The sequence below is a fragment of the Arthrobacter sunyaminii genome, from assembly GCF_018866305.1.
Classification (GTDB): domain Bacteria; phylum Actinomycetota; class Actinomycetes; order Actinomycetales; family Micrococcaceae; genus Arthrobacter_B; species Arthrobacter_B sunyaminii.
This window is the reverse complement of record NZ_CP076456.1, coordinates 981281-1005306: the sequence shown is the minus strand read 5'-3', so window position 1 is coordinate 1005306 and position 24026 is coordinate 981281. Positions and strand designations below refer to the sequence as shown.

Sequence of the window (24026 nt, the reverse complement as noted above, 5' to 3'; positions counted from 1 at the left end):
GAACATCGAAAATACCCCCAGGGCAGAAATGGTGCGGGACTGGACGTGACGCCAAGAGTACGTGGCTGCGCCACAGCATACGGAGTTATCCACAGCACGCCAGAGAAAACCGAAAACCGCCTATTCCAGTCCCGGTCGGCCGAAGATCAGTCCTTGTCCCGCAACGACACCAGCATCCGCTTCACATCACGGAATTCAGCACTGTCTTCATAGGCGGCCGCACCGTCCAAATAAGACTGGCCGGGCACCGTATCCTCCCCCGAATATCTGCCGGCAAAACGGCCGCCGCTGGATTCCGTAAAGGTAAAGAAATCGAAAAGCCCGCACTGGCCGCGGTCACCGAGTTCGCTGATTACCGCATAGGTCGCCACCGGCTCACCCCGCTCCGGAGTGGAGAAGGCCACCGAGCGATAAACAAACCGCTGATCGGTGCCCTGAGCCGAATCCAGCTCGGGCATCGGCTCGGAGTCATATTCCACGTACTGCGCGGCCTCATCGGGATCGTCGCACACCAAACCGGTGATAATCCCGGTGTCCAGCTGGGCGATAAGGTCTCCCCCGGCGTCGTTCACTTGGACCGAAACGCCGCCGGCCGGATCATTGGCCAGCGACTGAACTTCTTCCACCGTCCAGTCGGGGCGGTGCTCAAAGGAGAGCGACCCGTCCGGCAGGGTGTAAGAGGGCCAGGTGCCCGCGGCGCCCGAAGGCTCCCCGGTGTCCGTGGAAGGGGCACAGGATGACATACTGAGCACAAGCAGCGTTGCCGCCGCCAGCGTGGTGTTACGGTATCTCACATCAGCTCCCGAGATGTCCGCGCTAGCACTCAATGCTACTCAGCAGCGGCACCCGCGCCCAGAGCATCAGGCCTATTCGGGACGCGTCCGGCTTATCCGGTGCGCACCCCGCAAGCCAGCAGTACACCTATGTGCAGAGCCGCACGAGCCGCGCCCGCACATTCGCCGCGGCCTCCGACCCCGCACTCGAAACTTATTGGAGGTTCCGATTACAGACATAGCAGCAGAACACGATGTGTATTTCGGCACCCCCGAACCCGAGCATGAGAGCGAGGATCTCCAAACCGCGTCCCTCGCTGTTGTTCAGCGGGTGGAACATCGGACCGACGTCGCCGAGGTCAAGGGCCGCCTCACCCTGATGGACACCGGGCTGACACCCAATCAGGCCATGGTTGAGGACCTGTTGTTTGTCCGCAAGGTCCTGGAGAACGCCGGCATCGCGTACCTGCTGGTGCGCGGGAACGACGAGCGCCCGGTCATTGCCGTGGATCTGGCTCACCGGGATCAGCTGCGCCGCGCCATGGTGGAAGCCTGCCGGGAAGAACCCTTCTATTCCCGCAGCGTGGACACCAAAAAGACCCGCACCCTGCTGATTGCCGACGGCGAGCTCTCACCTTCGGACAAGTCCCGGATTATCCGGGTCTACCGGCCCCGGGCCGTCAGCGGCACCAACCTTACCTTTGGCCCCTCGGCCGGCGTGCAGCTGGAACTTTGGGACCTCACCGGTCCGGAAATCACGCTCCCGGTGGAGAATTCCCTGACCCGCCGCACTCTCCCGGCCAATGAGGTGGTCCGCGGAACCGTGGAAAAGCACGGCCTGACCTGGCCGACCATCGAGAACATGTTTGCCGACCACGCCACGGATATCGATTTCGATGTGGATCTTGTTTTCTCCTGGGTGGACGGCAGCTCCCCCGAATATCAGGCTGCCCGTGCCGCCCGGATGAAGGACGCCGTGGTCGGCGAAGGCGATGACCATGAGGCCCGTTTCCGCCAGATCAACGAACTCAAGTACGCTCTGCGTTCGGTCTACATGTTCGCCCCGTGGATCCGCCGCATCTTTATCGCCACGGACTCGGAACGGCCGGATTGGCTGGCCGACCACCCGTCGGTGACCTTTGTCCGCGCAGAGGAGCACTTCAAGGATCCCTCCGTCCTGCCGACCCACAACTCGCAGGCCGTGGAATCCCAGCTCCAGCACATTCCCGGCCTGGCCGAGCACTTCCTGTATTCCAACGACGACATGTTCTTCGGCCGCCCGGTGGGACCTGACCTGTTCTTCTCCCCCGGCGGCATCACCAAGTTCATCGAGGCCAGCACCCGCATTGGCCTGGGTGCCAATGACCCCGAGCGCAGCGGCTTTGAGAACGCGGCCCGGGTTAACCGGCGCCTGCTCTGGGAGCGGTTTGGCCGGATCACCACCCGGCACCTGGAACACACCGCCGCACCACTGCGCAAGAGCGTGCTGCTGGAGATGGAAGCTGAATTCCCGAACGAGTTCGCGGCCACGGCGGCGAGCACGTTCCGGGCGAAGGACAACATCTCGGTCACCAACTCGCTGTACCACTATTACGCTCTGCTCACCGGGCGGGCCGTCACGCAGGAAACCGCCAAGGTGAAGTACGTGGACACCACGTCCTACGCGGGCCTGAAAATAATGGACAAGCTGCTGGCGAAGCGGAACATGGATTTGTTCTGTCTCAATGACGGCAGCTTCCCGGAGGTTCCGGCGCAGGAGCGTACCGAACGGGTCACGGACTTCCTCGAGAAGTTCTTCCCGATCAAGGCGCCCTGGGAAAAGTAGGCATCACAACAACAACGACGGCGGACCCCGCCTGAGGTGGGTTCCGCCGTCGTCGTTTTGTTTTAGGCTGTGCAGCGCGAACTGTTAGCGGCTGACGACCACGTGCTCGTTGGGCACGCAGTGGGTCATGGTGAGGCCTTCCACGTTGCGGGGGCCGTTGTGGCCCAGATTCTTCATCCGGTTGGTTTCTTCCTCGTTGAGGGTCTGGGTGGCCAGCGGGCCGAGATCCTTGACCTCGTCCAGGCTGATGCCAAGTCCCTCGCCGACCCGTGCGCCCAGCTCGTCATCGCACATGTAGAAGTGCCAGAGCATGCGCTCCTGCACCGGACGGATCGCTTCGCCGATGTTGGCCACGAAGTTGGCCACCAGGTCATCCTTCTCCCACTGCTCCATCAGCTGGTAGCGCTGCCCGGCCTGCATGTAGTCATTGGTGCGCGGCAGGCGGGCGCGGATCAGACGGCCTTCAAGCTCCGGACCCAGCTCGGACGGCGCGGTCTTCGGTGCTTCCTGCAGCCCGCCGGTGATGTTCGGCTCGTAGTTCACGTGCGGGTTCTGGCCCGGCGCGAGGTCGGTACCGAAGGACATCTGGCCGCCGCGCTGGTTGGTGGCAACCGGTGCGTTCTTAGCGGAGTTCACCGGAAGCTGCAGATAGTTCGGGCCCACGCGGTAACGCTGGGTGTCCGAGTAGCTGAAGGTACGGCCCACCAGCATCTTGTCGTCGGAGAACTCCAGGCCGTCCACCAGCACGCCGGTGCCGAAGGCGATCTGCTCGTTTTCGTTGTGGTGGTCGGTGACGTTGCGGTTCAGGGTCATGGTGCCCACGTACTTGGGCTCAAAGTCCTGCTCCGGCCAGGTCTTGGTGTCATCCAGCGGGTCGAAGTCCAGCTCCGGGTGGTCATTGTCATCCATCAGCTGCACGTACAGATCCCACTTGGGGTAGTCCCCGCGTTCAATGGCCTCGTACAGGTCCTTGGAGGCGTGGCCCAGATCATTGGCCTGGATGTTCGCGGCGTCTTCCTCGGTCAGGGACTTCACGCCCTGCTGCGGCAGCCAGTGGTATTTAACCAGCTTGGACTCGCCCTGCGCGTTGACCCAGCGGTAGGTGTTCACGCCGAATCCCTGCATGTGGCGGTAGTCCGCGGGGATGCCGCGCGGGCTGAAGAGGTTCACCAGCATGTGCATGGACTCCGGTGTCTGCGACATAAAGTCGAAGATCCGGGCCGGTTCCTGACGGAAGGTGACGGGGTCCGGCTTGAGGGAGTGGATCACGTCCGGGAACTTGATGGCGTCGCGGATGAAGAAGACGCCCAGGTTGTTGCCGACCAGGTCCCAGTTGCCGTCTTCGGTGTAGAACTTGATCGCAAAGCCGCGCGGGTCGCGTGCAGCCTCGGAGGAGTCACGGCCGCCGATCACCGAGGAGAACCGGATGGCGACGTCGGTCTTCTTGCCCGGCTCGGAGAAAAGCTTGGCGCGGGTGTACTTGGCAATGGGCTCGTCGCCCCATTTGCCCGACGCCTCGAATTCACCGTAGGCCACGAAACCGCGGGCGTGCACCACGCGTTCGGGGATCCGCTCACGGTCAAAGTGGCTGATCTTTTCCAGGAGCTGGTAGTTCTCCAGCGTGGCCGGACCGCGGGCGCCCACGGTGCGGGTGTTCTGGTTGTCGTAGACCGGATGTCCCTGGCGGGTGGTCAGGTGCTGCTGCACGGCGTCGCTGCCTTTGCTGCCGGCGGGAGTGGGGTTCGCTGCGTCTGTCATCACGTTCTCTCTGTGTGGAGGTCTGTGGGTCGAGGTCAGATCCTGCATGACCAGGGTAAATGGTTCCCACCTCCACTCTTATTGTGTGCCGCTTCACGCGTCAAGCTCGGTTCGGAGGCGACGCAGTGGCGGCAACGGGCCTCCCCTTGGCAGACTGGGGCCATGACTAGCGAAGAACGGCCCCCCATTGTCGAGTTGAGTCCCGAGCAGTGCTGGAAATATCTGGAGAAAACCTTCCACGGACGCCTGGCGGTGAGTGTGGCCAACCGGCCCAGCATCTATCCGCTGAACTACTACGCTCACGACGGCGTCATCCTTTTCCGTACCAGCCCCGGCACCAAGCTGGCCGAGCTGGCCGTGAACGACCATGTGGCGTTCGAGGCCGACGGGATCCTCAGCGACCAGGCCTGGTCCGTGGTGGTCCAGGGCACCACGCGCCTCCTCGAGGCGCAGAGCGAGATTGAAGCAGCGGACAATCTTCCGCTGCAGCCGTGGGTGCGGACCCTGAAGTACCGCTACGTGGAAATTCAGCCGGAAACCATTACGGGCAGGTTCTTCAACCTGGGTCCGGAACCGGAACGGTACCCCGAGGAAATGTGACGTCCCGCCGGAAGTCTTAGGCGGAAGTCAGCTGCTGGGCGTCCAGGATCCGGACGCCCGCGGCTGTCAGGCGGCGGCGGGTTTCGGCCTCGTCCACACGCTCACCCACGGTGCGGTCCTCGTCCAGCGGGACCACTGAATGCACCACGGAGTCCTCATAGACATGCACCATGTTGTACGCCTGTCCGGCGTCCTGGCCCCGCGTTCCAGGCGTGGTCAGGTCCTGGGTGTAACAGGTTGCCGAGGCCACGGAGACAGGGATGCCGGCAAAGGTGGCGAAGGTTGAATAATGCAGGTGTCCGGCGATGATGGACCGGACATCGGTCCCGGCCAGCGCCGCCGCGAAGTCCCGCTGATGGCGAAGCTCCACCAGCACGGTCAGGTCCTGGACGCTGGGAACCGGCGGATGATGCAGGGCCAGGATCGTGCCGTCCGGGGCGGGAGTTTTCAGCACGTTCCGCAGCCAGTCCAGCTGGGTGCCGGTCAACTCGCCGTAATGGTGGCCCGGCACGGTGGAATCCAGGGTGATGATCCGCAGTCCGTTGACCATGTAGACACGGTCCACCGGAGCCATGTCCGGCGCTTCGTCCAGCAGTGCGGTTTTCAGGTTTTCGCGGTTGTCGTGATTCCCCATCGCCCAGATGAGCCGGGCTCCCATCCGCTCGGCAACGGGTGCCACGATGCCGCGGAGTTTTGCGTACGCCTGCGGTTCACCCTTGTCTGCCAGGTCACCGGTAAAGACAATGGCCTCCGGTTTTTGTCCGGACGCCTCCAGCCTGGCAAAAAGTTCTGCCAGCCTGGCCTGGCTGTCCACGGCCCCGTACAGCGGGCCGGGGCCGGCAACCAGGTGGGTGTCGCTGAGATGAAGAATGAAATGTCGCGGCCGGGGGTGTTCGGCCGGGAGGAAATCCATGAGGACCTTCTTTGTCGACAGCAGTTACTGCGTTCCTTCCTTTCCATCAAACCAGAGTTTGCGGTTGAGGGTGAACCTTCCGCGGCGTGTTCCCCGCTTACACGGTGCAGGTAACCGGCGGCCGCCGGCAGGTCACCCGGCGGGCCTGTTCCGCGGCAGGAGTTGGTTTGCCTGCTCTGGCGCACTGCCGCCGGCGCCCGTAGGCTCGGGGATGTCAGCGACTTCACGGGAGGACCCCTCATGAGAATCAGCCACATTCCGTTGCGCCTAACCACGGGCGCGTACATCCTGAACTCCGGCCTGGGCAAGCGCAACCTGGACGAGGAAAGCGCAGCAGGCCTGCAGCAGATGGCCGCCAACGCGTTTCCGCAGGTCATGGATCTTGACGCGGCCAGGTTCGGCAAACTGCTGAGCGCAGCGGAGATCGCCGTGGGCCTGACCCTGCTGACACCGTTTGTTCCCAGCAGGCTGGCCGGTCTGGTCCTCGGAGCCTTCTCCGGCGGCATGGTGACCATGTACCTGAAGACCCCCGGCCTGACGGAAGAAGACGGAATCCGCCCCACCGCACAGGGCACGCCGCTGGCCAAGGATGTTTGGATGGCGGGAATTGCCGCGTCCCTGCTGCTGGACCGCAAAAACCGGACCAAGATCAAGGAAGTCACCAAGGTCAAGGAAGTCAAGGTTCCGGCTCCGGTCAAAGCTGGGGCGGCTGCCGTGGCCGTCAAAGCAGCCAAAGACATCAAGCACCATAAGGATAAGGACCACAAGGACAGCAAGAAGTCGAAGTAGTGCCGTTGTGCCCGGCCCGTCATCCAGTTACCGGTGTGCCGGGCACAACCTGCAGGTAATACGTAATACGCAACACAGCGGAAACATGGCGGTGGCACACTCGGCACATGTTTCTCACTCCCTCGGATACGGAAAAGCTCCTGCTGAGCGTTGCCGGCATGGTGGCGCGTGACCGCCGTTCGCGCGGTGTCCTCCTCAACTATCCCGAAGCCGTCGCCCTGATCTCCTGCTGGGTGATGGAACGTGCACGCGAGGGCGGGCTCGTGGCTGACCTGATGAGCGAGGGACGCAGCGTCCTGACGCGCGGGGACGTGATGGAGGGTGTGCCGGAGATGATTCCGGACCTGCAGATCGAAGCCACCTTTCCCGACGGCCGCAAGCTCGTCACCATCACGGATCCCATTTCATGAGCGGCCTGATACCCGGTGAGGTACGCACCGCCGCGGGCAGTCATGAACTCAACGCCGGCCGTGAGACGCGTGTCCTCGTAGTCACCAACGACGGCGACCGTCCCGTCCAGATTGGCTCCCACTTCCACTTCGCGGAAGTGAACAGTGCGCTGACCTTTGACCGGACGGCCGCTGCCGGCTTCCGGCTGGGTGTACCCGCCGGCACCGCCGTACGCTTTGAACCGGGTGCTTCCCGCGAAGTAATGCTGGTTCGGCTGGCCGGCAGCGGCACCGTGCCCGGCCTTCAAATCCGCGACGGCGGCTCCCCCTCCGCGCCTGTCCCCGGATCGGAGTCCTGAAGATGCAGATCAGCCGGCACGACTATGCACACCTGTACGGGCCAACCGTGGGAGACTCCGTCCGGCTCGGTGACACCGACCTGTGGATCAGCCCCGAAAAGGACTACACCTTCGGCGGTGATGAATCGGTGTTCGGCGGGGGGAAGAACATCCGCGAATCGATGGCCCAGTCCACCCGCACCTCCGCTGAGGGCGCCCCGGACCTGATCATTACCAACGTGCTCATCGTGGACCACTGGGGCATTGTCCGGGCCGACGTCGGCGTCAAGGACGGACGCATTGCCGGCATCGGCAAGGCCGGCAACCCGGACATCATGGACAACATCGATCCGGCACTGGTGATCGGTCCCGGCACCGAGGTCATCGCCGGCGAGGGAAAGATCCTGACCGCCGGCGGAATCGACACGCATGTGCACCTGCTCGGCACTGACGCTCTACGGGAAGCGCTGGCCGCCGGCATCACCACCGTGGGCGGCGGCGGCACCGGACCCGCCGAGGGTTCCAAGGCCACCACCGTCACCCCCGGAGCCTGGAACCTGCAGGTGATGCACCGCGCGCTGGACACCCTGCCGATGAATTTCCTGCTCTACGGCAAGGGCAACACGGTCAGCCAGGCCGCCCTGGCGGAACAGGCCCTCGCCGGCGCGGCCGGCTACAAGGTCCACGAAGACTGGGGCTCCACCCCGGCGGCCATTGATGCGGCGCTGACCGCGGCGGACCGCTGGGGTGTGCAGGTGGCGCTGCATGCCGATTCGTTGAACGAGGCCGGCTACGTGCAGGACACCCTGGCCGCCATCAAGGGCCGCGGCATCCATATCTTCCACGCCGAGGGAGCCGGCGGCGGACACGCCCCGGACATCATCACCGTGGCTTCCGCCGCCAACGTGCTGCCGGCGTCGACCAATCCCACGCTGCCGTTTACGGTCAACACCGTAGCCGAGCACCTGGACATGCTGATGGTCTGCCATCACCTGAATCCGCGCATCCCCGAGGACCTGGCCTTCGCCGAGTCACGGATCCGCGCCAACACCATGATGGCCGAGGACGTGCTGCAGGATCTGGGTGCCATGTCCATCACGTCCTCCGACGCGCAGGCCATGGGCCGGATCGGCGAGACCATCACCCGCACCTGGCAGGTGGCGCACGTGATGAAGGACTACATGGGGGCCACGGAATCGTCCCTGCCGGCGGACAACGAACGTGTCCGCCGGTACATCGCGAAATACACCATCTGCCCGGCGGTGGCCCACGGCATTGACCATGAAGTCGGGTCCATCGAGGTGGGCAAGATGGCGGACCTGGTGCTGTGGAATCCCGCGTTCTTCGGCATCCGGCCGTCCCTGGTGATCAAGGGCGGTGCCATTGTGGCGGGCCAGATGGGTGATCCCAACGCCTCGCTGCCCACCCCGCAGCCGGTCTGGATGCGGGAAGCGCTGGCCGGCCGGGCTTCGTCCGCTCCGCATCTGTCCACCTCCTTTGTGGCGCAGGCTGCCCTGGATGACGGGCTGGCGGACCGGCTGGGCCTGGTGCGGAAACTGACCGCCATCCGCTCCACCCGGGACGTGACCAAAGCTTCGCTGCCCAACAACACCGCGCTTCCGGACATCCGGGTGAACCCCGAAACGTTCATGGTCAGCATCGACGGACAGGTCATTGAACCCGCGCCGGTTGCCGATCTGCCGCTGACCCAGCGCTACACGCTCTTTTGAGGCGGGAAGCATGACATCTTCCCTGCCTCACGGCGGAAGTACCGGCGAATCCGCTGTCGCCGCGTTCCTGCTGGCCGATTCGCGTCTGCCGTCGGGCGCGTACTCGCATTCCGCTGGTCTTGAACCTGCGGTGATGGCCGGGCTGCAGGTGGAGGGTGTCTACCCCTATCTGGTCTCCCGGCTGCAGACCGTGGGCCGGATGGAAACCGTTGCAGCTGTGCTGGCGCACCGCCGGGCCCTGGAACTCTGCACGGCGGCCGGTGGGGAGGACGACGGCGGTGCCCCCGGTTTTGCCGCCCTGGAGGCGGCGCTTGACGCCCGGACGCCGTCGGCCGCCCAGCGGGATGCTTCCCGGCGGCTCGGCCGCGGGATGCTGCGGCTGGCGGCCACGCTCAAACCCGGGGATCCCGCCGTCGCCGCCCTGAAACGGGAAGCGCCGCGCCCAACCCGCCCGGTTGCCCTTGGCGTGGCCGCCCGTGCCTTGGGTGTGGGCGAAGCCGCGCTCGCCCGGCTGTGCTGCTATGACGATGCGCAGTCCGTGGTTGCCGCTGCTTTGAAACTGCTGCCCATCGATCCGATGACCGCCACCGGGTGGATTCTGGCCGCCGAGCCGCAGATCAACGCCGTCGCTGATGACGCCCTGCAGGCCCGGGACCTTGACGACCTACCCGCGCTCAGCGCTCCCCTGATGGAGCACTGGGCCGAAGACCATACCGAAAGAACAAGGAGACTGTTCGTTGCCTGAGAACACACCATTCACCGATAAAACCACCGCGTCACCCCTGTCCGATCCGAAACGTTCGCTGCGCCTGGGCGTTGCCGGGCCCGTGGGGACCGGAAAGAGCTCGCTGATCGCGACCATCTGCCGTGCCATGTCCGAAGAGCTGTCCATCGGCGTCATCACCAATGACATCTACACGGATGAGGACGCCCGGTTCCTGCGTTCGGCCGGGGTGCTGCCCGCCGAGCGCATCCGCGCCGTGGAAACCGGAGCCTGTCCGCACACCGCGATCCGCGACGACGTCACCACCAACCTGCTGGCCGTGGAGGACCTCGAAGCTGACTTCGCCCCGCTGGATCTGGTCCTGGTGGAAAGCGGCGGCGACAACCTCACCGCCACCTTCTCCCCCGCCCTGGTGGACGCGCAGATTTTTGTCTTGGACGTGGCAGGCGGCGGGGACGTGGCCCGCAAGGGCGGCCCCGGCATCGCCCGGGCGGACCTGCTGGTTATCAACAAGATCGACCTGGCTCCGCATGTGGACGTGGATGTGGACCTGATGGTCGCCGACGCCACCGCAGCCCGCGAGGGCGGGCCGGTGCTGGCCCTGTCCCGCAAACAGCAGCACACCATTGATGAACTCAGCGCGTGGGTGCGCTCCATGGTGGCCCTGCACCGCGCAGGCTCCCACACTCCGCAGGACCCCGGGCCCATGGCTCCGCACTTCCACGCCGATGAAGACGGCGACGGCGGCTTCTTCCACACCCATGACGAGGAGCCGGACGCTGTCCCCCACCGCCACTAACTCCGTTACCGGGTACCCCGCTGCCGCGGCAGCTCCACGGCCTCGGCCCACCCGCATTTCCGTGGAGCGTGCCGGGAACCGGGCACGGTTTTCGGTGCTGGATCAGGGGTTGTACCTGGCACCCCGGCCCGTCAACGGCACCGCGGATCCGCTGCACCTGCGGGTGGCCCTGATTGGCATCCACATGATGCTGCTGGGCGGCGACGACGTGCGGATTGAGGTTTCCGTGGACCCCGGAGTGACTCTGGAAGTGGTGGAGCCCGCGGGCATGGTGGCGTACGACGCCGATTTGGTCCCGTCCCGCTGGTCCCTGGACGCGGAGCTGGGCGAGGACGCTGCCCTGATTTGGGACGGCGCGTCCTTCGTGGCAGCCGCCGGGTCCAATGTCCGCCGGCAAACCCGGCTGCAGCTGGCTTCCGGGGCGCGGGCGCTGGTCCGGGAGACGCTGGTGCTGGGACGCAGCGGCGAGCACGGCGGCCGTTTGCGCAGCATCACCCGTGCCGCCGGACCCGGCGGGGATTTCCTCTACGAGGATCTTGACCTCACCGGGCCGCGGCACCGCGCCGTCGGAATCCTGGGAGATGCCAAAGTCGTGGCCACCGCGACGGCGGTTGGCTGGCGTCCGGGTGCCCTGCCCGAACCCGCTGCAGGCGCCGCACCCGATGGCGCCCGTGAACCGGGCCGGACACGGCGGTTCGATCTGGCGGCTCCCGGCGCAGTGGCCCGCAGCCTCAGCGTTCAGGCGCACACTGCGGACCGGGAAGCGGGAGCCGTGTTTGAGGCCTGGCGGGCGGAGCTGACAAGCTGAGCCCGTCCCGCCGCGCGGGGTTGGCGGAAGAAGGCACGGGGTGGTTGGCTGGTGCAAGCTCCGCACCCGCGTGCCTGCACGAGAGGAAAGCATCATGACTGAAGGCCTGCCCGGCTTTGCCCGTTTTGAACAATTTGCCGTGGAGGTCAACGGCATCACCGTTACCGGACGCGTCTCACGCGCCGATGCGGCGGGCACCGGAGGCGGCAGTTCCAAGCCGGCGCTGCTCCTGCTGCACGGGCATCCGGAAACGCATGTGATGTGGCACAAGGTGGCCGACGCACTGGCGGAGCACTTCACCGTGGTGGCACCGGACCTGCGCGGCTACGGCGGCTCTTCAAAGCCGGCCGGAGAGCCCGACCACTCCACGTACAGCAAACGGGAAATGGCAAAGGATGCCGTCGCGGTCATGGAGCATTTTGGCGCCGTTCGGGGCTTTGACCGGTTTGCCCTGTGTGCCCATGACCGCGGAGCCCGCGTGGGGCACCGGATGCTGGCCGATTTTCCGGAGCGTGTCACGCGGGCCATGTTCCTGGACATTGCTCCCACCCTCGACATGTACGCGGCTACGGACCGGGCCTTCGCCGAGGCCTACTTTCACTGGTTCTTCCTGATCCAGCCGGCGCCGCTGCCCGAGGACCTGATCGAAGCCAATCCGCGGGCCTACGTGGAGAACATCATGGGCAGCCGCTATGCCGGACTGGAGCCGTTTCCCGCACCGGTGCTTGAAGCCTACGTGGCAGCGCTCTCCTCCCCCGGCGCGGTTCACGCCATGTGCGAGGATTACCGCGCCTCAGCCACCATCGACCTGGAACACGACCGGGCGGACCGCGAGGCCGGGCTCACCCCCGAGGTGCCGCTGCGCGTGCTGTGGGGAGCCCACGGGGTCATCGAGTCGCAGTTCGAACCGCTGGCGCTCTGGGGCAAAGCAGTGCCCGGCGCCACCGGCAGGGCGGTGGACGCCGGGCACTATCTTCCCGAGGAAGCCCCGGCGGAAGTTCTGGACGAGATTCTCGCCTTCTTCGTCTAGTACACGATCCCGAACACCCAGACGGCCAGGGTGAACGTCACCAGGGTGGTCAGCACCAGCGCGATGAGGTTCAGCCAGATCCCGGCTTTCACCATGTCTGCGATCTGGACGTGACCGGAGGAGAACGCGATGGCGTTGGGCGGGGTGGCCACCGGCAGCATAAACGCACAGGTTGCCGCAATGGCCACCGGAATGACCAGCAGCATCGGATCGATGCCGAGGCCAATTGCCACTCCGCCGATCAGCGGCAGGAACGTCGCCGCCGTCGCTGTATTGCTGGTGAGTTCCGTCAGGCCCAGGACCAGGGCCGCGACCGCCACAACGATCAGGATCAGCGGCAGTGTTTCCAGCGCGGATACCTGCGTGCCGATCCATTCGCTGAGGCCGCTGGCGGTGAAGCGGGCGGACAGGGCGAGTCCGCCGCCGAAGAGGATCAGGATGTCCCAGGGCAGCTCCTTGGCACTGGACCAGTCCAGCAGCGGCACGCCTTTCTTGATGCTGGCCGGGATGACAAAGAGCAGGACGGCCACGCCCATGGCGATCACGGCGTCCGCGATGTTGGAATCCGGCCAAACCAGCGGCACCGTGATCCATGATGCGGCTGCCAGGACAAAGATGGCCAGCACCTGCTTTTCGCCCAGGGACATTCGGCCCAGCCGCTTGTACTCACGCTGGATCATTTCCTTGCCGCCCGGAATCTGCGTTATTTCCGGTTTGAAGATCACGCAGGTCAGCAGGTACCAGGCGAGCGCCATGAAGATGACAGCCAGCGGGACTCCGACCAGCATCCACTGGCCAAAGCCGATGTTCACGTCATGGGCTTCCGCCATGTATCCAACCATCAGGGCGTTGGGGGGTGTGCCGATGATGGTGCCCAGAGACCCGATCGACGCCGCGTAGGCGATGCCAAGCATAAGCGCGATGCTGAAGTTCCGGGGAGCCTTCTTCTCTTCATTCAGGTTGGCCACCAGGGTCAGCACGGAGATGCCGATGGGCAGCATCATTACCGCTGTTGCCGTGTTGGACACCCACATGCTCAGGAAGCCCGTGGCCACCATGAAACCGGCAATCAACTGCTTGGGTTTGGTCCCCACCAGAAGCACGGTGGCCAGTGCTATGCGGCGGTGAAGGTTCCAGCGCTGCAGCGCCAGAGCGAGGAAAAAGCCGCCCATGAACAAGAAAATGATGGGATCAGCGTAGGGCGGCGCCGTTTCCTTGATGGTGGAAACGCCCAACGCCGGAAACAGCAGGAGCGGAAGAAGCGCCGTCGCGGCGAGCGGAATTGCCTCCGTCATCCACCACACCGCCATCAGGACGGCAACGGCTGCAGTTGCGCGGGCGGGCTGCGCGAGGTCCTGCGGCATGATCAGGTAGACCACCGCCCCCAACACAACACCGATCAACAATCCAAGGCGCTTGCGCAGCAGCACCCGTCTATCTTCGGCAGGGGCAAGCATCCCCGGCGCGGTCTGTTCGTCAGTCTCTGTACTTGGTGCGGTACTGGGCAGTGTCACAGTGCAGTCCTCCAGATGAGTGGGCGGGCGTCCCCTCATCCAACCCCAGCTCTGCCGTTGAACGCAAAGAAAGCCAGGTCACAAAACCGCACCGAAACTGCGCTACTGCGCGGGACTTACCAACCCCTCCGCCACCATCCAGTCATAGGCCACCTGCTCCGGTTCCTCGCCCTGGACATCCACTTTGCGGTTCAATGACCGCATGGTTTCGTCGTTCAGCTTCGCGGCCACCTGTTCCAAAACCGCTTCCAGTTCCGGATACTCCTGCAGGGTCTTGGTGTAGATCACCGGTGCGGCGTTGTAGGCCGGAAAGAAGCTGCGGTCATCTTCCAGCACCACCAAGTCCAGGGCGTCAATCCGTCCGTCCGTCGCGAAGACTTCCCCAACCGTGCACTCCCCCTGGTCCACCGCTCCGTAGATCGCGCCGGTGTCATACAGGCCCACGTTCCCTTCCGGAACCACGCTGCCGCGGTCCAATCCGTAGAGCTGAAGCATCGGGGTGAACCCGTCCTGCCGGGAGTTGAATTCTGCCTCCACGCAAAAGGTCAGATCCTGCACCGGCAGTGCCGCCAGGTCGGAGATGCTGCTGACGCCCAGCGCTTCGGCCCGCTCCCGGCTCATCGCCAGCGCGTACGTGTTGTTCAACTCCGCGGGGGCTCCCCACGTCAGCCCGTTGGCGATATCGGCGTCGTACACCGCCTGCCACTGCTCCTGCTGGTCGGGGATCCCCTGCTCCTCGCCCAAATACGTAAGCCACGCAGTTCCCGTATATTCCCACATGATGTCCGCCTGCCCGCTGCGCAGCAGTTCCCGGGCAGGGGTGCTGCCCGGCACGTTGCTCAGGTCCGTGACCTCGAATCCGGCAGCTTTCGCGGCCAGGACGCTCATCTTGCCCAGAATGAGCTGCTCCGTGAAGTTCTTCGAGGTCACCGTGACGGACGCCCCCTCGGGCAGACCCTCAATCGGTTCAATGCTCCCCGGCTCCACCGGCGGGACGTAGGAACCGGCCGGCTGCAGCCCGCAGCCTGACAGCAACAGGGCGACGACGGCGAGCGCTGCTGCGAGCGCTGCAGCAGTCCGGGTACGCGGTGCCCGGCGTGTCTGCGGTGCCGTACTCATTCAAAGACCTTTCGGGCGGGCAACGTACTCCACCACACGGCCGATCCAGTCCACCATCAGGGCCAGCAGGGCTACCATGACGGCACCGCTGATCAGCACCCTGGGCAGGTTCAGGTTCACACCGGTGGTAATCAGGACGCCCAGCCCGCCTCCGTTGATGAACGTGGCGAGCGCTCCGGTTCCCACCAGCAGCACCAGGGCGGTGCGGATCCCGGCCAGCATGAGCGGGACGGCCAGGGGCAGCTCCACCCGGAACAGCACCCGTGCGGCGCTCATGCCCATCCCGCGCCCGGCTTCCACCAGTCGGGAATCCACGTTGTCCAGACCCAGCATGGTGTTGCGCAGCACGGGCAGCAGGGCATAAAGCACCAGAGACACGACTGCCGTCCGGAAACCGAACCCCAGCCAGAAAGCCAGCAGAACCACCAGCCCGATGGCCGGTGCCGCCTGGCCGATGTTAACCACGGCCAGCACCGGCCCGGTCAAAAAGCGCAGCGGCCTGCGGGTGAGGAGCACCCCCAGCGGAAGAGCGATGAGCAGCACGATGACGGCTGAAAGCGCCGTCAACCGCAGGTGTTCCAGCGTGTAGACCCAAAGGGTGGCCGGATCCAGGGTGGTCAGTTCGGTCTGGCTCAGGTCTGCTGTCGAGAGCCAGAACAGCAGAATCCCGAGGACCGCAATGATCCCAGCCAGCTGCCAGATGAGCCCCCGCGGGGAGTTTCCCCGGAGTTCTGAAGCAGCTTCGGCATCGGTGAGCCGCTGTTCCCGTTCCGCCGGTTTCGGTACGGCGACAACACCTGCCGCACTGTTGGTGCTCATGGCTGCCCCGCTTCCGTGGAACCCGCCGCTGCCGGGCGTCCCCTGGGAGCCCGCTTCCGCTCCCGTTCCTGTCGGGCGTTGGATACCCACTGCCGCGTGCGCACTGTCTGCAGGATGAGCGGAGCGTCAACCACGCCGTGCAGGTGCCCCTGCGCATCCGTGACGAGCACCCCGTCACGGCTGGACACCAGCACCAGGCTCAAGGCGTCGGCAAGGTTGTCGCCGGGGCCCACCACGGGAAGTTGCGGCTGCCGGTCTGCGGGCAGCACCTGCATCTGCTCCAGTTCCGCCACGGAGAACCAGGCAACGGGGCTGCGGGTTTCGTCAACAACCACCGCTGATTGCTGGCCCGCTGCCAGGGCACGGGCCAGGAGTTTCTGCGGTCCTTCTCCGGCGGTTCCGCTGACCACCGGCAGGGCGGGGACACTGCTGATCCGGGCCAGGGCCAACTGTTTGAGGCCGGCTTCGGCGCCGGTGAACTGCCGCACAAAATCATTGGCCGGTTCCGCCAGGATCCTCTCCGGGGAGTCGTACTGGACCAGGTGCCCGCCCTCGGCGAAAACAGCGATGCGGTCCCCCAGCTTGAGGGCCTCATCAAAATCATGGGTCACGAACACCACGGTTTTCTCCAGATCCGCGTGGATGCGCAGCAATTCGTCCTGCAGCCGTTCCCGGGTGATCGGATCCACTGCGCCAAACGGTTCATCCATGAGCAGCACCGGCGGGTCCGCGGCCAGTGCCCGCGCCACTCCCACCCGCTGCTGCTGTCCGCCGGAGAGCTCCTTGGGGTACCGGTTCCGGTAGCGCGCCGGGTCCAGGGAAACGAGGTCCAGCAGTTCATCGACCCGGCGGGCGGTGCGTGCCTTGTCCCACCCCAGCATGGCGGGAACGACGCCGATGTTCGCCGCCACTGTCATGTGCGGGAAAAGACCCCCGGCCTGGATCACGTAGCCGATGCCGCGGCGCAGCTGATCTCCATCGGCGGCGGAGATGTCCTGGCCGCCCAACAGGATCTGCCCGGAGGACGGTTCAATGAGGCGGTTGATCATTTTCAGCGTGGTGGTCTTTCCGCAGCCTGAAGGTCCCACCAGCATGACCATGTCTCCGGAGGAGATCTCCATGTTCAGGTTGTCCACGGCCGCGCGGTCCTGGCCGGGGAACCGTTTGGACACGTCCCGGAGCAGGATTCCGGCAGACGACCGGGCAGAAGGAGAATTCGTTTCAGACACGGATGCCTCTCGGTATGGTCAGCCGGCCGAGGCCCACCAGCAGAAGGTCCAGGATGAGTGCCAGCAGCACCACCCCCACGACGCCGGTCACCACGGATTCCAGGGAATTGGCACCGCCCAGCCGGGACAGGCCTGAAAAGATGAAGCCGCCCAAGCCCGGGCCAAGGGCGTAGGCTGCAACCGCCGCTATCCCCATCACCATTTGGCCGGAGACCCGGATGCCGGAGAGGATGACCGGCCACGCCAGCGGAAGTTCGATCCGGAAGAACAGCCGCAGCCGTCCCATCCCCAGTCCCCGGGCGGCTTCCACCGTGTTCCGGGGCACACCGGACAGGCCAACAATGCCATTGCGAAGGATGGGCAGCAGGGCGTAAAAGCCCACCACGATGACGGCTGGAAGCACGCCGAATCCCAGCGGGGCAATAAGGAGGCCGATGAGGGCAAAGGACGGAATGGTCAAACCCACGGCACTGATGCTGTCCGCCGCAGACCGCAGGGACGACCGCCGATAAGCCAAAGCCGCGATCAGCACGCCCACGACTGCGGCGACAATGAGGCACTGCACCACCAGCGAAAAATGCTGCCAGCTGGAAAAGAGGATGTCATTCCAGCGCTGCGCAATGAAGTCTGTCACGCCAAACCCACTTTGTCGGTTGGGTGGGATCTGCTTTCATTCCAGCGTAAACCGGCCCTGTGCCGGTGTGCAGTGGCTAGGGCGTCAACAGCCACGCAGACGTATCAGTTGCCAGCGCTTCCCGGATGCCGGGCTCACTGGCCTCGTGTGCGGGCGCCGTCGTTATTTCTTCTCCCTTAGGGGATCAGCACCAGACGGATGGGATTGCCCTCTTTGGTGTCCAGCGCCTTCACCGCCTGCGCGGCTTCGCTCAGCGGAATGCGGCCGCTGACGGATTTTGCGAAGTCCAGCCGGCCCAGCCTGGTGAGGTTCACCAGCTGCGGCACGTGGTGGGCTTCGGACCCGTAGTGACCCAGGATCTGCTTGCGCGCAAAGGAGAATCCGGTGCTGTCAGCGATGGTGATGGGGGTGCCGCTCAGGCCCACCAGGACCAGCCGCCCGTGCCGGCCGAGGCATTTGATGGCCTGCGCACGCACCGCGTCCACGCCGGCAAAGTCCAGCGCCACGTCCAGCCCCTTGCCCGCGGTGGCAGCTTTCATGGCGTCCGGGAAGTCTTCGGCCATCGGATCCAGCGCATAATCCGCACCGAATTCCAGGGCGCGTTCTCGGGCCTCGGCAATCGGGTCCACGGCAATGATGGGGGCGGCGCCAATCAGGCGCAGCAGCTGGACGCCGTGCGCGCCCAGTCCGCCAATACCCCAGACGCCCACGGCTTCCCCGGCACGCACATCGGCGGTGGAGGAAATGGCGCCCCAGGGAGTGGAGACGGCATCCGGAATAATTGAGGCCTGGTCAAAGGGAATGTCGTCTCCCAGCGGCACCAGGACACCGGCCGGCACGACGACGTACTCGGCCCAGCCGCCGTCGTAGTCCACGCCCATCGTGAGGGTGGCGCCGTTGTACTCGTAGCCGGCCTGGATGACCACGCGGTCCCCCGGCTTCGCCGAGGTCACGCCCGGGCCGGGCAGGTCCACGGTGCCCGCGACCTCATGACCGAGGGTCACTTCGCTGCCCTGAAGGAACTGGGGACGCAGCAGGCCCTGAATCAAATGAACATCGGAGAGGCAGACGCCGGCCGCTCCCACTTTGACGCGGACAAAGCCCGGCCCGGGCTCCGGAATGGGAACTTCCTGAAGCGCAAATTCCTTCGTCTCAACGTTGAGACGTCCTGCAAGCATGGTGCCGGCTGACATGGCAAACCCCTCTCTCGAAAACCGCGGCGGCTATATAAAGCGCCGCCCCCATTATCTTCCTCCGCCGGGCGGGCAGCAAAAAGCCGCAGGCCGCCGGGGAACGGCGGCCTGCGGCCTGGTGGGATCTGTTTAGGCCTGCAGAATCACTTTCAGTGCGTCCGTTTCCGCCGCACGGGAAAAGGTGTCATAGGCGGTGAGGATGTCATCGAGCGGATAGCGGTGGCTGATGAACTCCTCGGCCGGGAGCTTTCCCTCGGCAACCAGTTTCAGGAGCATGGGCAGGGTATTGGTGTTCACGAGCCCCATGCTGATGTTGATGTTCTCGATCCAGAGCCGGTCCAGCTCAAGGCTCACAGGCTTGCCGTGCACCCCCACGTTGGCAACGTTCCCGCCGGGGCGGACAATGTTCGTGCACATCTCGAAGGTGGCCGGTATGCCCACCGCCTCCACGGCAACGTCCACTCCCCATCCGTCCGTCTGGGCCATGATCTGCTCGCGCCAGTCCGCATCGCCGGAATTCACCCCGTGCGTGGCACCGAACTTGTGTGCCTGCTCCACCCGGTTCGCGTCCAAATCCACGGCGATGACTTTCGCCGCCCCGTAAAGCTTCGCTGTGGCGATGACGGCCAGGCCAACCGGTCCGGCACCAATCACGGCCACGACGTCACCGGGCTTCGTCTGCCCGTACTGCACTCCCATTTCAAAGCCCGTGGGGAAGATGTCGCTGAGCAGCACACCGTGTTCAGGGGAGACCTCCTCCGGCAGGTGGTACAGCGACGTGTCGGCATACGGAGCCCGCACGTATTCGGCCTGGGTGCCGTCAATCAGGTGGCCGAATATCCAGCCGATGCCGGAGCTGCCCTCCTCGCCGACGCAGTGCGAGTACAGGCCGTCACGGCAGAAGGTGCAGGAACCGTCGGCGGACACGCAGGACAGGATGACTTTGTCTCCCACCTTAAAGTTGCTTACGCCGCTGCCGACTTCGGTGATGGTGCCCACCCCTTCGTGACCCAGGATCCGGCCCGGCGTCACCGCCGGAACGTCGCCTTTGAGGATGTGCAGATCTGTGCCGCAGATGGTGGTGGCGTCTATCTTGACGATGGCGTCGCGCGATTCCTGAATTTGCGGGTTCGGAACGTCCTTCCACGATTTTTGTCCTGGACCCTCATAGACAAGTGCTTTCATGGTGTCCTCGTCTGCTCGGACCGATCGTTGACAGGCCGCTACAGCAACCTGGTCCGGCGGTTTCCGGAACACGGGGCGGCAGGCGCCGCCTGGTCGGTCTGTTCCAGCCTAGGAGCCGGGCGCGAGGTAGTGGAAGACCTGCGGGCTATTCACCGTCCACATAGAGCCAGACTCCGTTGGCGCGGACAAAGCGGCTGGTTTCCTCCTGGATCCCGCGGGCGGCTCCGTCCCGGTAATGGGCCCTGAACCGGACCACCCCGTGATCGTCGAGCGGACCTCCGGCGGACGTTTCCACAATATCCAGCCGCCGCCACTGCAGTCCGCGGTCGAGTTCCAGAACGGCCGGGCGGGTGGACGGGTGCCAGGTCTTCAACAGATAGGGCTGGTCGCCGACGGCGAAGGCAGAGTACCGCGAACGCATCAGTGCCTCGGCGGTGGGAGCGTCTTGTGCACCGGAATGGTACTTCCCGCAGCAGCCGGCGTAGGTTTCCCCGCTCAGGCAGGGGCACCGGTCATCCGCGGCGGGAGAGGCGGGTGCGCTGCCGGAGTCGGCTGCGGAGACAGAATGGGAGGCACGCTCGGCTGAAGTCATGAACCCATTATCTCCGGTGCCGTCCTCCGTTCGGGCAGGTCATTTCTGCAGGGCGATCTCCGCTTCCAGGCTCAGTCGCACGGCGTCGATGGCCGCGCTGATCCGTTCCTCACGGGTCTGGGACACGTCCCCCTCTTCGGCAGCAGTCTCCAGCCGCTCGGCCAGGTTGTCCAGATCCCGGAGTGCCTCCTGATACCGGCCGGAATGTGCTGCCTCCGTTACGGAAGCCACCTCCTTCCGGAGTTCCTCCGCAGCGCCCGGTTCAAGTGCGGCAAACCCGCAGCCGCTCAATGCAGTGCCGGCCAGCAGAACCCCTGCCACGGAAAGCGTTCTCCGGCGCCTCACGGCGTGACGCTTTCCTGCAGCTGGCGAAGGCTCTCCCCCAGCTGGCCGGGAACTGCCGGATAACCCTGGTCCTGGGGAAAGATGCCCAACCGGTCGGCCACCATCATCACGGCCATTGCCAGGACCGCCACGGCCACGAATCCCAGCAGGGTCCGTCCCGCCAGCGCCAGCTTTGTCGGCCGTACCGGGACCGCCTGCAGCGCTGCCGCCGCGGATGCCGGCTGCCTCTTGCCGGAACCGACCCGAGGCGGCGTCCGCGGCGGAGCGGGCGTTGAGGAACCTGCGGCGCGTGCGGTCGCCGGCGCCGGCAGCACGCCCCGTTCCGGCAGCACGCCCCGTTCCGGCGGTGCAGGCTCGGTTTCCGGCATCGTTTCATCTTCCCGGCCGGACCCGCCTCCCGGCCCCTGCTCCTGTTGGTTTCCCTCGCCAGCGGTTTGGATGACGACGTCGGCGGTGGGAGGCCCGCCGTCGTCCGCTTCCCATTCGGTCTCCCGGTTTCGCGGCTCCGCCACCGGCTCGGCGTGCCCGGACCACCTGTACTCGAGCAGCGCGGCCGATACTTCCGCTGCGGTTGGCCGCTGGTCGGGGTCGCGGGAGGTCATGGACCTGAGCAGCGAACACCAATAGCTTCCAAGTGCATCCGGCACCTCGGGATTACGGCTCAGCCGGGCAATGGCTGCCTCCACCGCGCTGCCGCCGAACTCGATGCGGCCCGTTACCGCTTCGAGAAGCACCAGACCCAGAGAGTAGATGTCGCTGGAGAATCCCACGTCACGGGAGCTGGCCTGTTCCGGGCTCAGATAGTTGGCGGTGCCGAGCGTGGCATTCGCGGCCGTGATCCGGGCCCCGTCCAACATGCGTGCTATGCCGAAATCGGTGAGTTTGGCCCGCGGGAGGGTCCCCGAAATGGCCGGGGGAAGCAGAATGTTGGCCGGCTTTACATCCCGGTGGATCACCCCGCGCCCATGGATGTACGCCAGGGCTCCGGCAAGTTCCGCCCCAATGTAAGCGACGTCCGACGGGCTCAGAGGCTCGGCGTCGCGGAGCCGCTTGCGCAGGTCCGGGCCGTCCACAAGCTCCATGACAAGGAAGGCCCGCGGTTCGCCGGCCTCGCCGTCGTCGCGTCCGGCATCGTCCTTGCCGGCGTCGAATAGGGTTACCAGGCCCGGATGGGAGAGGGACGCCAGTAACCGCATTTCGGTTTCCTGGCGGCCAACGTCGTCTGGAGCGACGGCGCTGGCCCGGAAGAGCTTCACGGCGATGTCTCGGCCGAGAGCCTCGTCCTGTCCACGATAGACGGTGGCCATGCCACCGTGGCCTATGGGTTCGATGAGTCGGTATCGCCCTGAAATGAGCCTGTGGGGGCCATCTGCTGCGAAACTTTCCATGCTGCAACCTCTTCTCGCCTTTCCAGCGTAGCCGAGGGAAATCATGGCGTGGATGGCCCGGGACGAGTTTTTTTACCCTCTGCGGGGGCCCTCGCAGAAGTGTCTGCGTTGCGCTAAACTGCCCTGCCGCGAAAGCCGCGGCAGGGCAGTTTTGCACTGAGGTTTCAGCTGTCTGAAAAAGGTCAGAACGCCTTGACGATGGCGTCGATCACCTGCTGTACGCCGAGCGCGATGAACAGCAGGGCGGTGATGCCCAGAGCAATGTTGGTGTGCAGCTTGTTGGCCCAGGCCTTCGGCACGCGGTGGCCGTTGAGCAGCCCCAGCAGCGTAACCGCGAGGAAGGGCATGAACAGTGAACCCAGGACACCGTAGGCCAGGATCAGACCGATCGGCTTGCCCAGGATGAACAGCAGCATCGGCGGGAAGGTCAGCCAGAGCAGATAGAACTTGAAGTACTTTCCGCCCACCCGGGTGTCTTCGTGGCCGGATTCCTTGCCGCGCATGTTGCCCCAGAAGTCAGCGAACATCAGCGAGACGCCGTTCCAGACACCGATGATCGAGGAGAAGGATGCGGCCCAGAACCCCACCAGGAAGCCGGTGCCCACAAAATCGCCGTACTCGGCCTTGAGCACGTCGTACAGATCCAGCAGGCCTTCGTCGCCTGAGCTGAGGGAGATCCCTGCGGCCCGGACAACTTCCGCACCGACGATCAGCATGGCGACCACAAAGATGCCGGTCATCACGTACGCCATGGAGTTGTCGATCCGCATGACGCGCATCCACTTGGGCGTGTACCAGCCCTTTTCCCGCAGCCAGTAGCCGTAGGCCGCCAGGGTGATGGTTCCGCCCACGCCGCCGGCAAGTGCCAGCGTGTACACCACGCCGCCTTCGGGAATCATGGGTACAAGTCCGGACATCATTTCCGGAATGTTGGGCGCGGCAATAACGGCCAGCCCCACCACGGTGACGAACATGATGCCCACCAGTGCCGCAGTGATCTTTTCGAAGGTCGCATACCGCCCGAACCACACCATGGCGAAACCGGCCAGGCCCATGAGGATGGCAAAGACCCACAAATCAACCGCGGGGAACAGTGCCGCCAGCGGAAGCGCGGCGGAGGACATGGCCGTGGCTCCGTAGACGAAGCCCCAGATCATGATGTAGGGGCCGAAGTACCAGGTGGTCCATTTGCCGAGTGAGCGCCACCCTTCAAAAATCGTCTTGCCCGTGGCCAGGGTGTAGCGGCCGGCACCTTCAACCAGAATGATCTTCAGGATGACACCAAGGATGACCGCCCAGAGCAGACCGTACCCGTAGCGGGATCCGGCGACGAGCGTAGCCACCATGTCCGCAGCGCCAACGCCGGTGGCCGCCACCACGAGTCCGGGACCGACAACCTTCCATTTGGCAGGGGCACCGCCGTCATCATCTATCCGGTCCGCGTGCGCGACCCGCGACGGGGGAACAGTGCTTTCATCGGCCATGGCCAGCACTCCTAACTCTAGTTTTTGGGCAGCCGAAAGCAGGTGTGC

24 protein-coding genes are annotated in these 24026 nt (G+C 65.0%); 10 read left to right on the top strand and 14 right to left on the bottom strand.

Annotation, left to right across the window (positions count from 1 at the left end; translation table 11 throughout):
- Positions 1-146 precede the first annotated feature (146 nt).
- The gene (locus tag KG104_RS04405; RefSeq protein ID WP_104161636.1) at positions 147-794 is read right to left on the bottom strand and encodes a hypothetical protein; all 648 of its coding nucleotides are present in this window, start codon (positions 792-794) and stop codon (positions 147-149) included.
- A 358-nt stretch (positions 795-1152) separates the two neighbouring features.
- Here KG104_RS04405 and KG104_RS04400 point away from each other — a divergent pair, with 358 nt between their 5' ends.
- Positions 1153-2598 (top strand): stealth family protein, encoded by a 1446-nt coding sequence (locus tag KG104_RS04400; RefSeq protein WP_104161909.1) that lies wholly within the window; start codon positions 1153-1155, stop codon positions 2596-2598.
- 84 nt (positions 2599-2682) lie between these two features.
- On the opposite strand, the gene KG104_RS04395 is transcribed toward KG104_RS04400, so the two are convergent.
- The gene (locus KG104_RS04395; RefSeq protein WP_104055115.1) at positions 2683-4356 is read right to left on the bottom strand and encodes a catalase; all 1674 of its coding nucleotides are present in this window, start codon (positions 4354-4356) and stop codon (positions 2683-2685) included.
- 162 nt (positions 4357-4518) lie between these two features.
- Between KG104_RS04395 and KG104_RS04390 the strand changes: the two genes are divergently transcribed.
- Positions 4519-4956 (top strand): pyridoxamine 5'-phosphate oxidase family protein, encoded by a 438-nt coding sequence (locus tag KG104_RS04390; protein WP_207347397.1) that lies wholly within the window; start codon positions 4519-4521, stop codon positions 4954-4956.
- Positions 4957-4972: 16 nt separating this feature from the next.
- Here KG104_RS04390 and KG104_RS04385 read toward each other — a convergent pair whose 3' ends face one another.
- Positions 4973-5869: a phosphodiesterase gene (locus tag KG104_RS04385; RefSeq protein WP_104055113.1), complete on the bottom strand. Its 897-nt coding sequence runs from the start codon at positions 5867-5869 to the stop codon at positions 4973-4975.
- A 240-nt stretch (positions 5870-6109) separates the two neighbouring features.
- Here KG104_RS04385 and KG104_RS04380 point away from each other — a divergent pair, with 240 nt between their 5' ends.
- The 8 genes from KG104_RS04380 to KG104_RS04345 all read left to right on the top strand — a co-directional run bounded on the left by KG104_RS04380 (position 6110) and on the right by KG104_RS04345 (position 12476).
- Entirely contained in the window at positions 6110-6658 is a 549-nt protein-coding gene (locus KG104_RS04380) for a hypothetical protein (protein ID WP_307858989.1), read from the top strand.
- Positions 6659-6765: 107 nt separating this feature from the next.
- Entirely contained in the window at positions 6766-7068 is a 303-nt protein-coding gene (locus KG104_RS04375; RefSeq protein WP_104104333.1) for an urease subunit gamma, read from the top strand.
- Positions 7069-7073: 5 nt separating this feature from the next.
- Positions 7074-7406, top strand: a complete 333-nt coding sequence (locus KG104_RS04370) for an urease subunit beta (protein WP_372434152.1) — start codon at positions 7074-7076, stop codon at positions 7404-7406.
- Between the two features lie 2 nt (positions 7407-7408).
- A complete protein-coding gene (locus KG104_RS04365) occupies positions 7409-9115 on the top strand; it encodes an urease subunit alpha (protein ID WP_207347395.1) in 1707 nt (568 codons plus the stop codon).
- 10 nt (positions 9116-9125) lie between these two features.
- Positions 9126-9860 (top strand): urease accessory protein UreF, encoded by a 735-nt coding sequence (locus tag KG104_RS04360; RefSeq protein ID WP_207347394.1) that lies wholly within the window; start codon positions 9126-9128, stop codon positions 9858-9860.
- The gene (ureG, locus tag KG104_RS04355) at positions 9853-10638 is read left to right on the top strand and encodes an urease accessory protein UreG (protein ID WP_237686980.1); all 786 of its coding nucleotides are present in this window, start codon (positions 9853-9855) and stop codon (positions 10636-10638) included. Before KG104_RS04360 ends, ureG begins: the two co-directional genes overlap by 8 nt.
- A complete protein-coding gene (locus KG104_RS04350) occupies positions 10601-11446 on the top strand; it encodes an urease accessory protein UreD (protein ID WP_207347393.1) in 846 nt (281 codons plus the stop codon). Before ureG ends, KG104_RS04350 begins: the two co-directional genes overlap by 38 nt.
- A 94-nt stretch (positions 11447-11540) precedes the next feature.
- Positions 11541-12476, top strand: coding sequence for an alpha/beta fold hydrolase (locus tag KG104_RS04345; protein ID WP_207347392.1), 936 nt, complete (start codon positions 11541-11543; stop codon positions 12474-12476).
- Here the strand turns inward: KG104_RS04345 and KG104_RS04340 are convergent.
- The 11 genes from KG104_RS04340 to KG104_RS04290 form a co-directional block, all read right to left on the bottom strand.
- Complete coding sequence (locus tag KG104_RS04340) at positions 12473-14029, bottom strand: SLC13 family permease (protein WP_207347391.1); 1557 nt, start codon at positions 14027-14029, stop codon at positions 12473-12475. The genes KG104_RS04345 and KG104_RS04340 overlap by 4 nt on opposite strands.
- Positions 14030-14092: 63 nt before the next feature.
- Positions 14093-15109 carry a glycine betaine ABC transporter substrate-binding protein gene (locus KG104_RS04335; protein ID WP_104161629.1) on the bottom strand — a complete coding sequence of 339 codons (1017 nt, stop codon included), beginning with the start codon at positions 15107-15109 and terminating at the stop codon, positions 14093-14095.
- Positions 15110-15928: an ABC transporter permease gene (locus KG104_RS04330; protein WP_104055105.1), complete on the bottom strand. Its 819-nt coding sequence runs from the start codon at positions 15926-15928 to the stop codon at positions 15110-15112. It lies immediately after the preceding gene.
- Positions 15925-17157 carry an ABC transporter ATP-binding protein gene (locus KG104_RS04325; RefSeq protein WP_237688661.1) on the bottom strand — a complete coding sequence of 411 codons (1233 nt, stop codon included), beginning with the start codon at positions 17155-17157 and terminating at the stop codon, positions 15925-15927. Before KG104_RS04325 ends, KG104_RS04330 begins: the two co-directional genes overlap by 4 nt.
- Complete coding sequence (locus KG104_RS04320; protein ID WP_104161628.1) at positions 17150-17791, bottom strand: ABC transporter permease; 642 nt, start codon at positions 17789-17791, stop codon at positions 17150-17152. Before KG104_RS04320 ends, KG104_RS04325 begins: the two co-directional genes overlap by 8 nt.
- A 176-nt stretch (positions 17792-17967) precedes the next feature.
- A complete protein-coding gene (locus KG104_RS04315) occupies positions 17968-18984 on the bottom strand; it encodes a zinc-binding dehydrogenase (protein WP_237686979.1) in 1017 nt (338 codons plus the stop codon).
- 129 nt (positions 18985-19113) lie between these two features.
- Positions 19114-20169 (bottom strand): zinc-dependent alcohol dehydrogenase family protein, encoded by a 1056-nt coding sequence (locus KG104_RS04310; RefSeq protein WP_104055103.1) that lies wholly within the window; start codon positions 20167-20169, stop codon positions 19114-19116.
- Between the two features lie 145 nt (positions 20170-20314).
- Positions 20315-20761 carry a YchJ family protein gene (locus KG104_RS04305; protein WP_104161627.1) on the bottom strand — a complete coding sequence of 149 codons (447 nt, stop codon included), beginning with the start codon at positions 20759-20761 and terminating at the stop codon, positions 20315-20317.
- Between the two features lie 39 nt (positions 20762-20800).
- A complete protein-coding gene (locus tag KG104_RS04300) occupies positions 20801-21082 on the bottom strand; it encodes a hypothetical protein (protein WP_104055102.1) in 282 nt (93 codons plus the stop codon).
- 20 nt (positions 21083-21102) lie between these two features.
- Positions 21103-22494 (bottom strand): serine/threonine-protein kinase, encoded by a 1392-nt coding sequence (locus KG104_RS04295; protein ID WP_207347390.1) that lies wholly within the window; start codon positions 22492-22494, stop codon positions 21103-21105.
- A 182-nt stretch (positions 22495-22676) separates the two neighbouring features.
- The gene (locus KG104_RS04290) at positions 22677-23978 is read right to left on the bottom strand and encodes an Nramp family divalent metal transporter (RefSeq protein ID WP_104055100.1); all 1302 of its coding nucleotides are present in this window, start codon (positions 23976-23978) and stop codon (positions 22677-22679) included.
- Positions 23979-24026: the final 48 nt, after the last annotated feature.

What these genes read in the sequence shown, in the direction of transcription:
- KG104_RS04400 (WP_104161909.1), top strand. Translation starts at nt 1,153, where the DNA reads ATGGACACCGGGCTGACACCCAATCAGGCCATGGTTGAGGACCTGTTG.
- KG104_RS04395 (WP_104055115.1), bottom strand. Translation starts at nt 4,356, where the DNA reads ATGACAGACGCAGCGAACCCCACTCCCGCCGGCAGCAAAGGCAGCGAC.
- KG104_RS04390 (WP_207347397.1), top strand. Translation starts at nt 4,519, where the DNA reads ATGACTAGCGAAGAACGGCCCCCCATTGTCGAGTTGAGTCCCGAGCAG.
- KG104_RS04385 (WP_104055113.1), bottom strand. Translation starts at nt 5,869, where the DNA reads ATGGATTTCCTCCCGGCCGAACACCCCCGGCCGCGACATTTCATTCTT.
- KG104_RS04380 (WP_307858989.1), top strand. Translation starts at nt 6,110, where the DNA reads ATGAGAATCAGCCACATTCCGTTGCGCCTAACCACGGGCGCGTACATC.
- KG104_RS04375 (WP_104104333.1), top strand. Translation starts at nt 6,766, where the DNA reads ATGTTTCTCACTCCCTCGGATACGGAAAAGCTCCTGCTGAGCGTTGCC.
- KG104_RS04365 (WP_207347395.1), top strand. Translation starts at nt 7,409, where the DNA reads ATGCAGATCAGCCGGCACGACTATGCACACCTGTACGGGCCAACCGTG.
- KG104_RS04360 (WP_207347394.1), top strand. Translation starts at nt 9,126, where the DNA reads ATGACATCTTCCCTGCCTCACGGCGGAAGTACCGGCGAATCCGCTGTC.
- KG104_RS04350 (WP_207347393.1), top strand. Translation starts at nt 10,601, where the DNA reads ATGACGAGGAGCCGGACGCTGTCCCCCACCGCCACTAACTCCGTTACC.
- KG104_RS04345 (WP_207347392.1), top strand. Translation starts at nt 11,541, where the DNA reads ATGACTGAAGGCCTGCCCGGCTTTGCCCGTTTTGAACAATTTGCCGTG.
- KG104_RS04340 (WP_207347391.1), bottom strand. Translation starts at nt 14,029, where the DNA reads ATGAGGGGACGCCCGCCCACTCATCTGGAGGACTGCACTGTGACACTG.
- KG104_RS04335 (WP_104161629.1), bottom strand. Translation starts at nt 15,109, where the DNA reads ATGAGTACGGCACCGCAGACACGCCGGGCACCGCGTACCCGGACTGCT.
- KG104_RS04330 (WP_104055105.1), bottom strand. Translation starts at nt 15,928, where the DNA reads ATGAGCACCAACAGTGCGGCAGGTGTTGTCGCCGTACCGAAACCGGCG.
- KG104_RS04315 (WP_237686979.1), bottom strand. Translation starts at nt 18,984, where the DNA reads ATGTCAGCCGGCACCATGCTTGCAGGACGTCTCAACGTTGAGACGAAG.
- KG104_RS04310 (WP_104055103.1), bottom strand. Translation starts at nt 20,169, where the DNA reads ATGAAAGCACTTGTCTATGAGGGTCCAGGACAAAAATCGTGGAAGGAC.
- KG104_RS04305 (WP_104161627.1), bottom strand. Translation starts at nt 20,761, where the DNA reads ATGACTTCAGCCGAGCGTGCCTCCCATTCTGTCTCCGCAGCCGACTCC.
- KG104_RS04295 (WP_207347390.1), bottom strand. Translation starts at nt 22,494, where the DNA reads ATGGAAAGTTTCGCAGCAGATGGCCCCCACAGGCTCATTTCAGGGCGA.
- KG104_RS04290 (WP_104055100.1), bottom strand. Translation starts at nt 23,978, where the DNA reads ATGGCCGATGAAAGCACTGTTCCCCCGTCGCGGGTCGCGCACGCGGAC.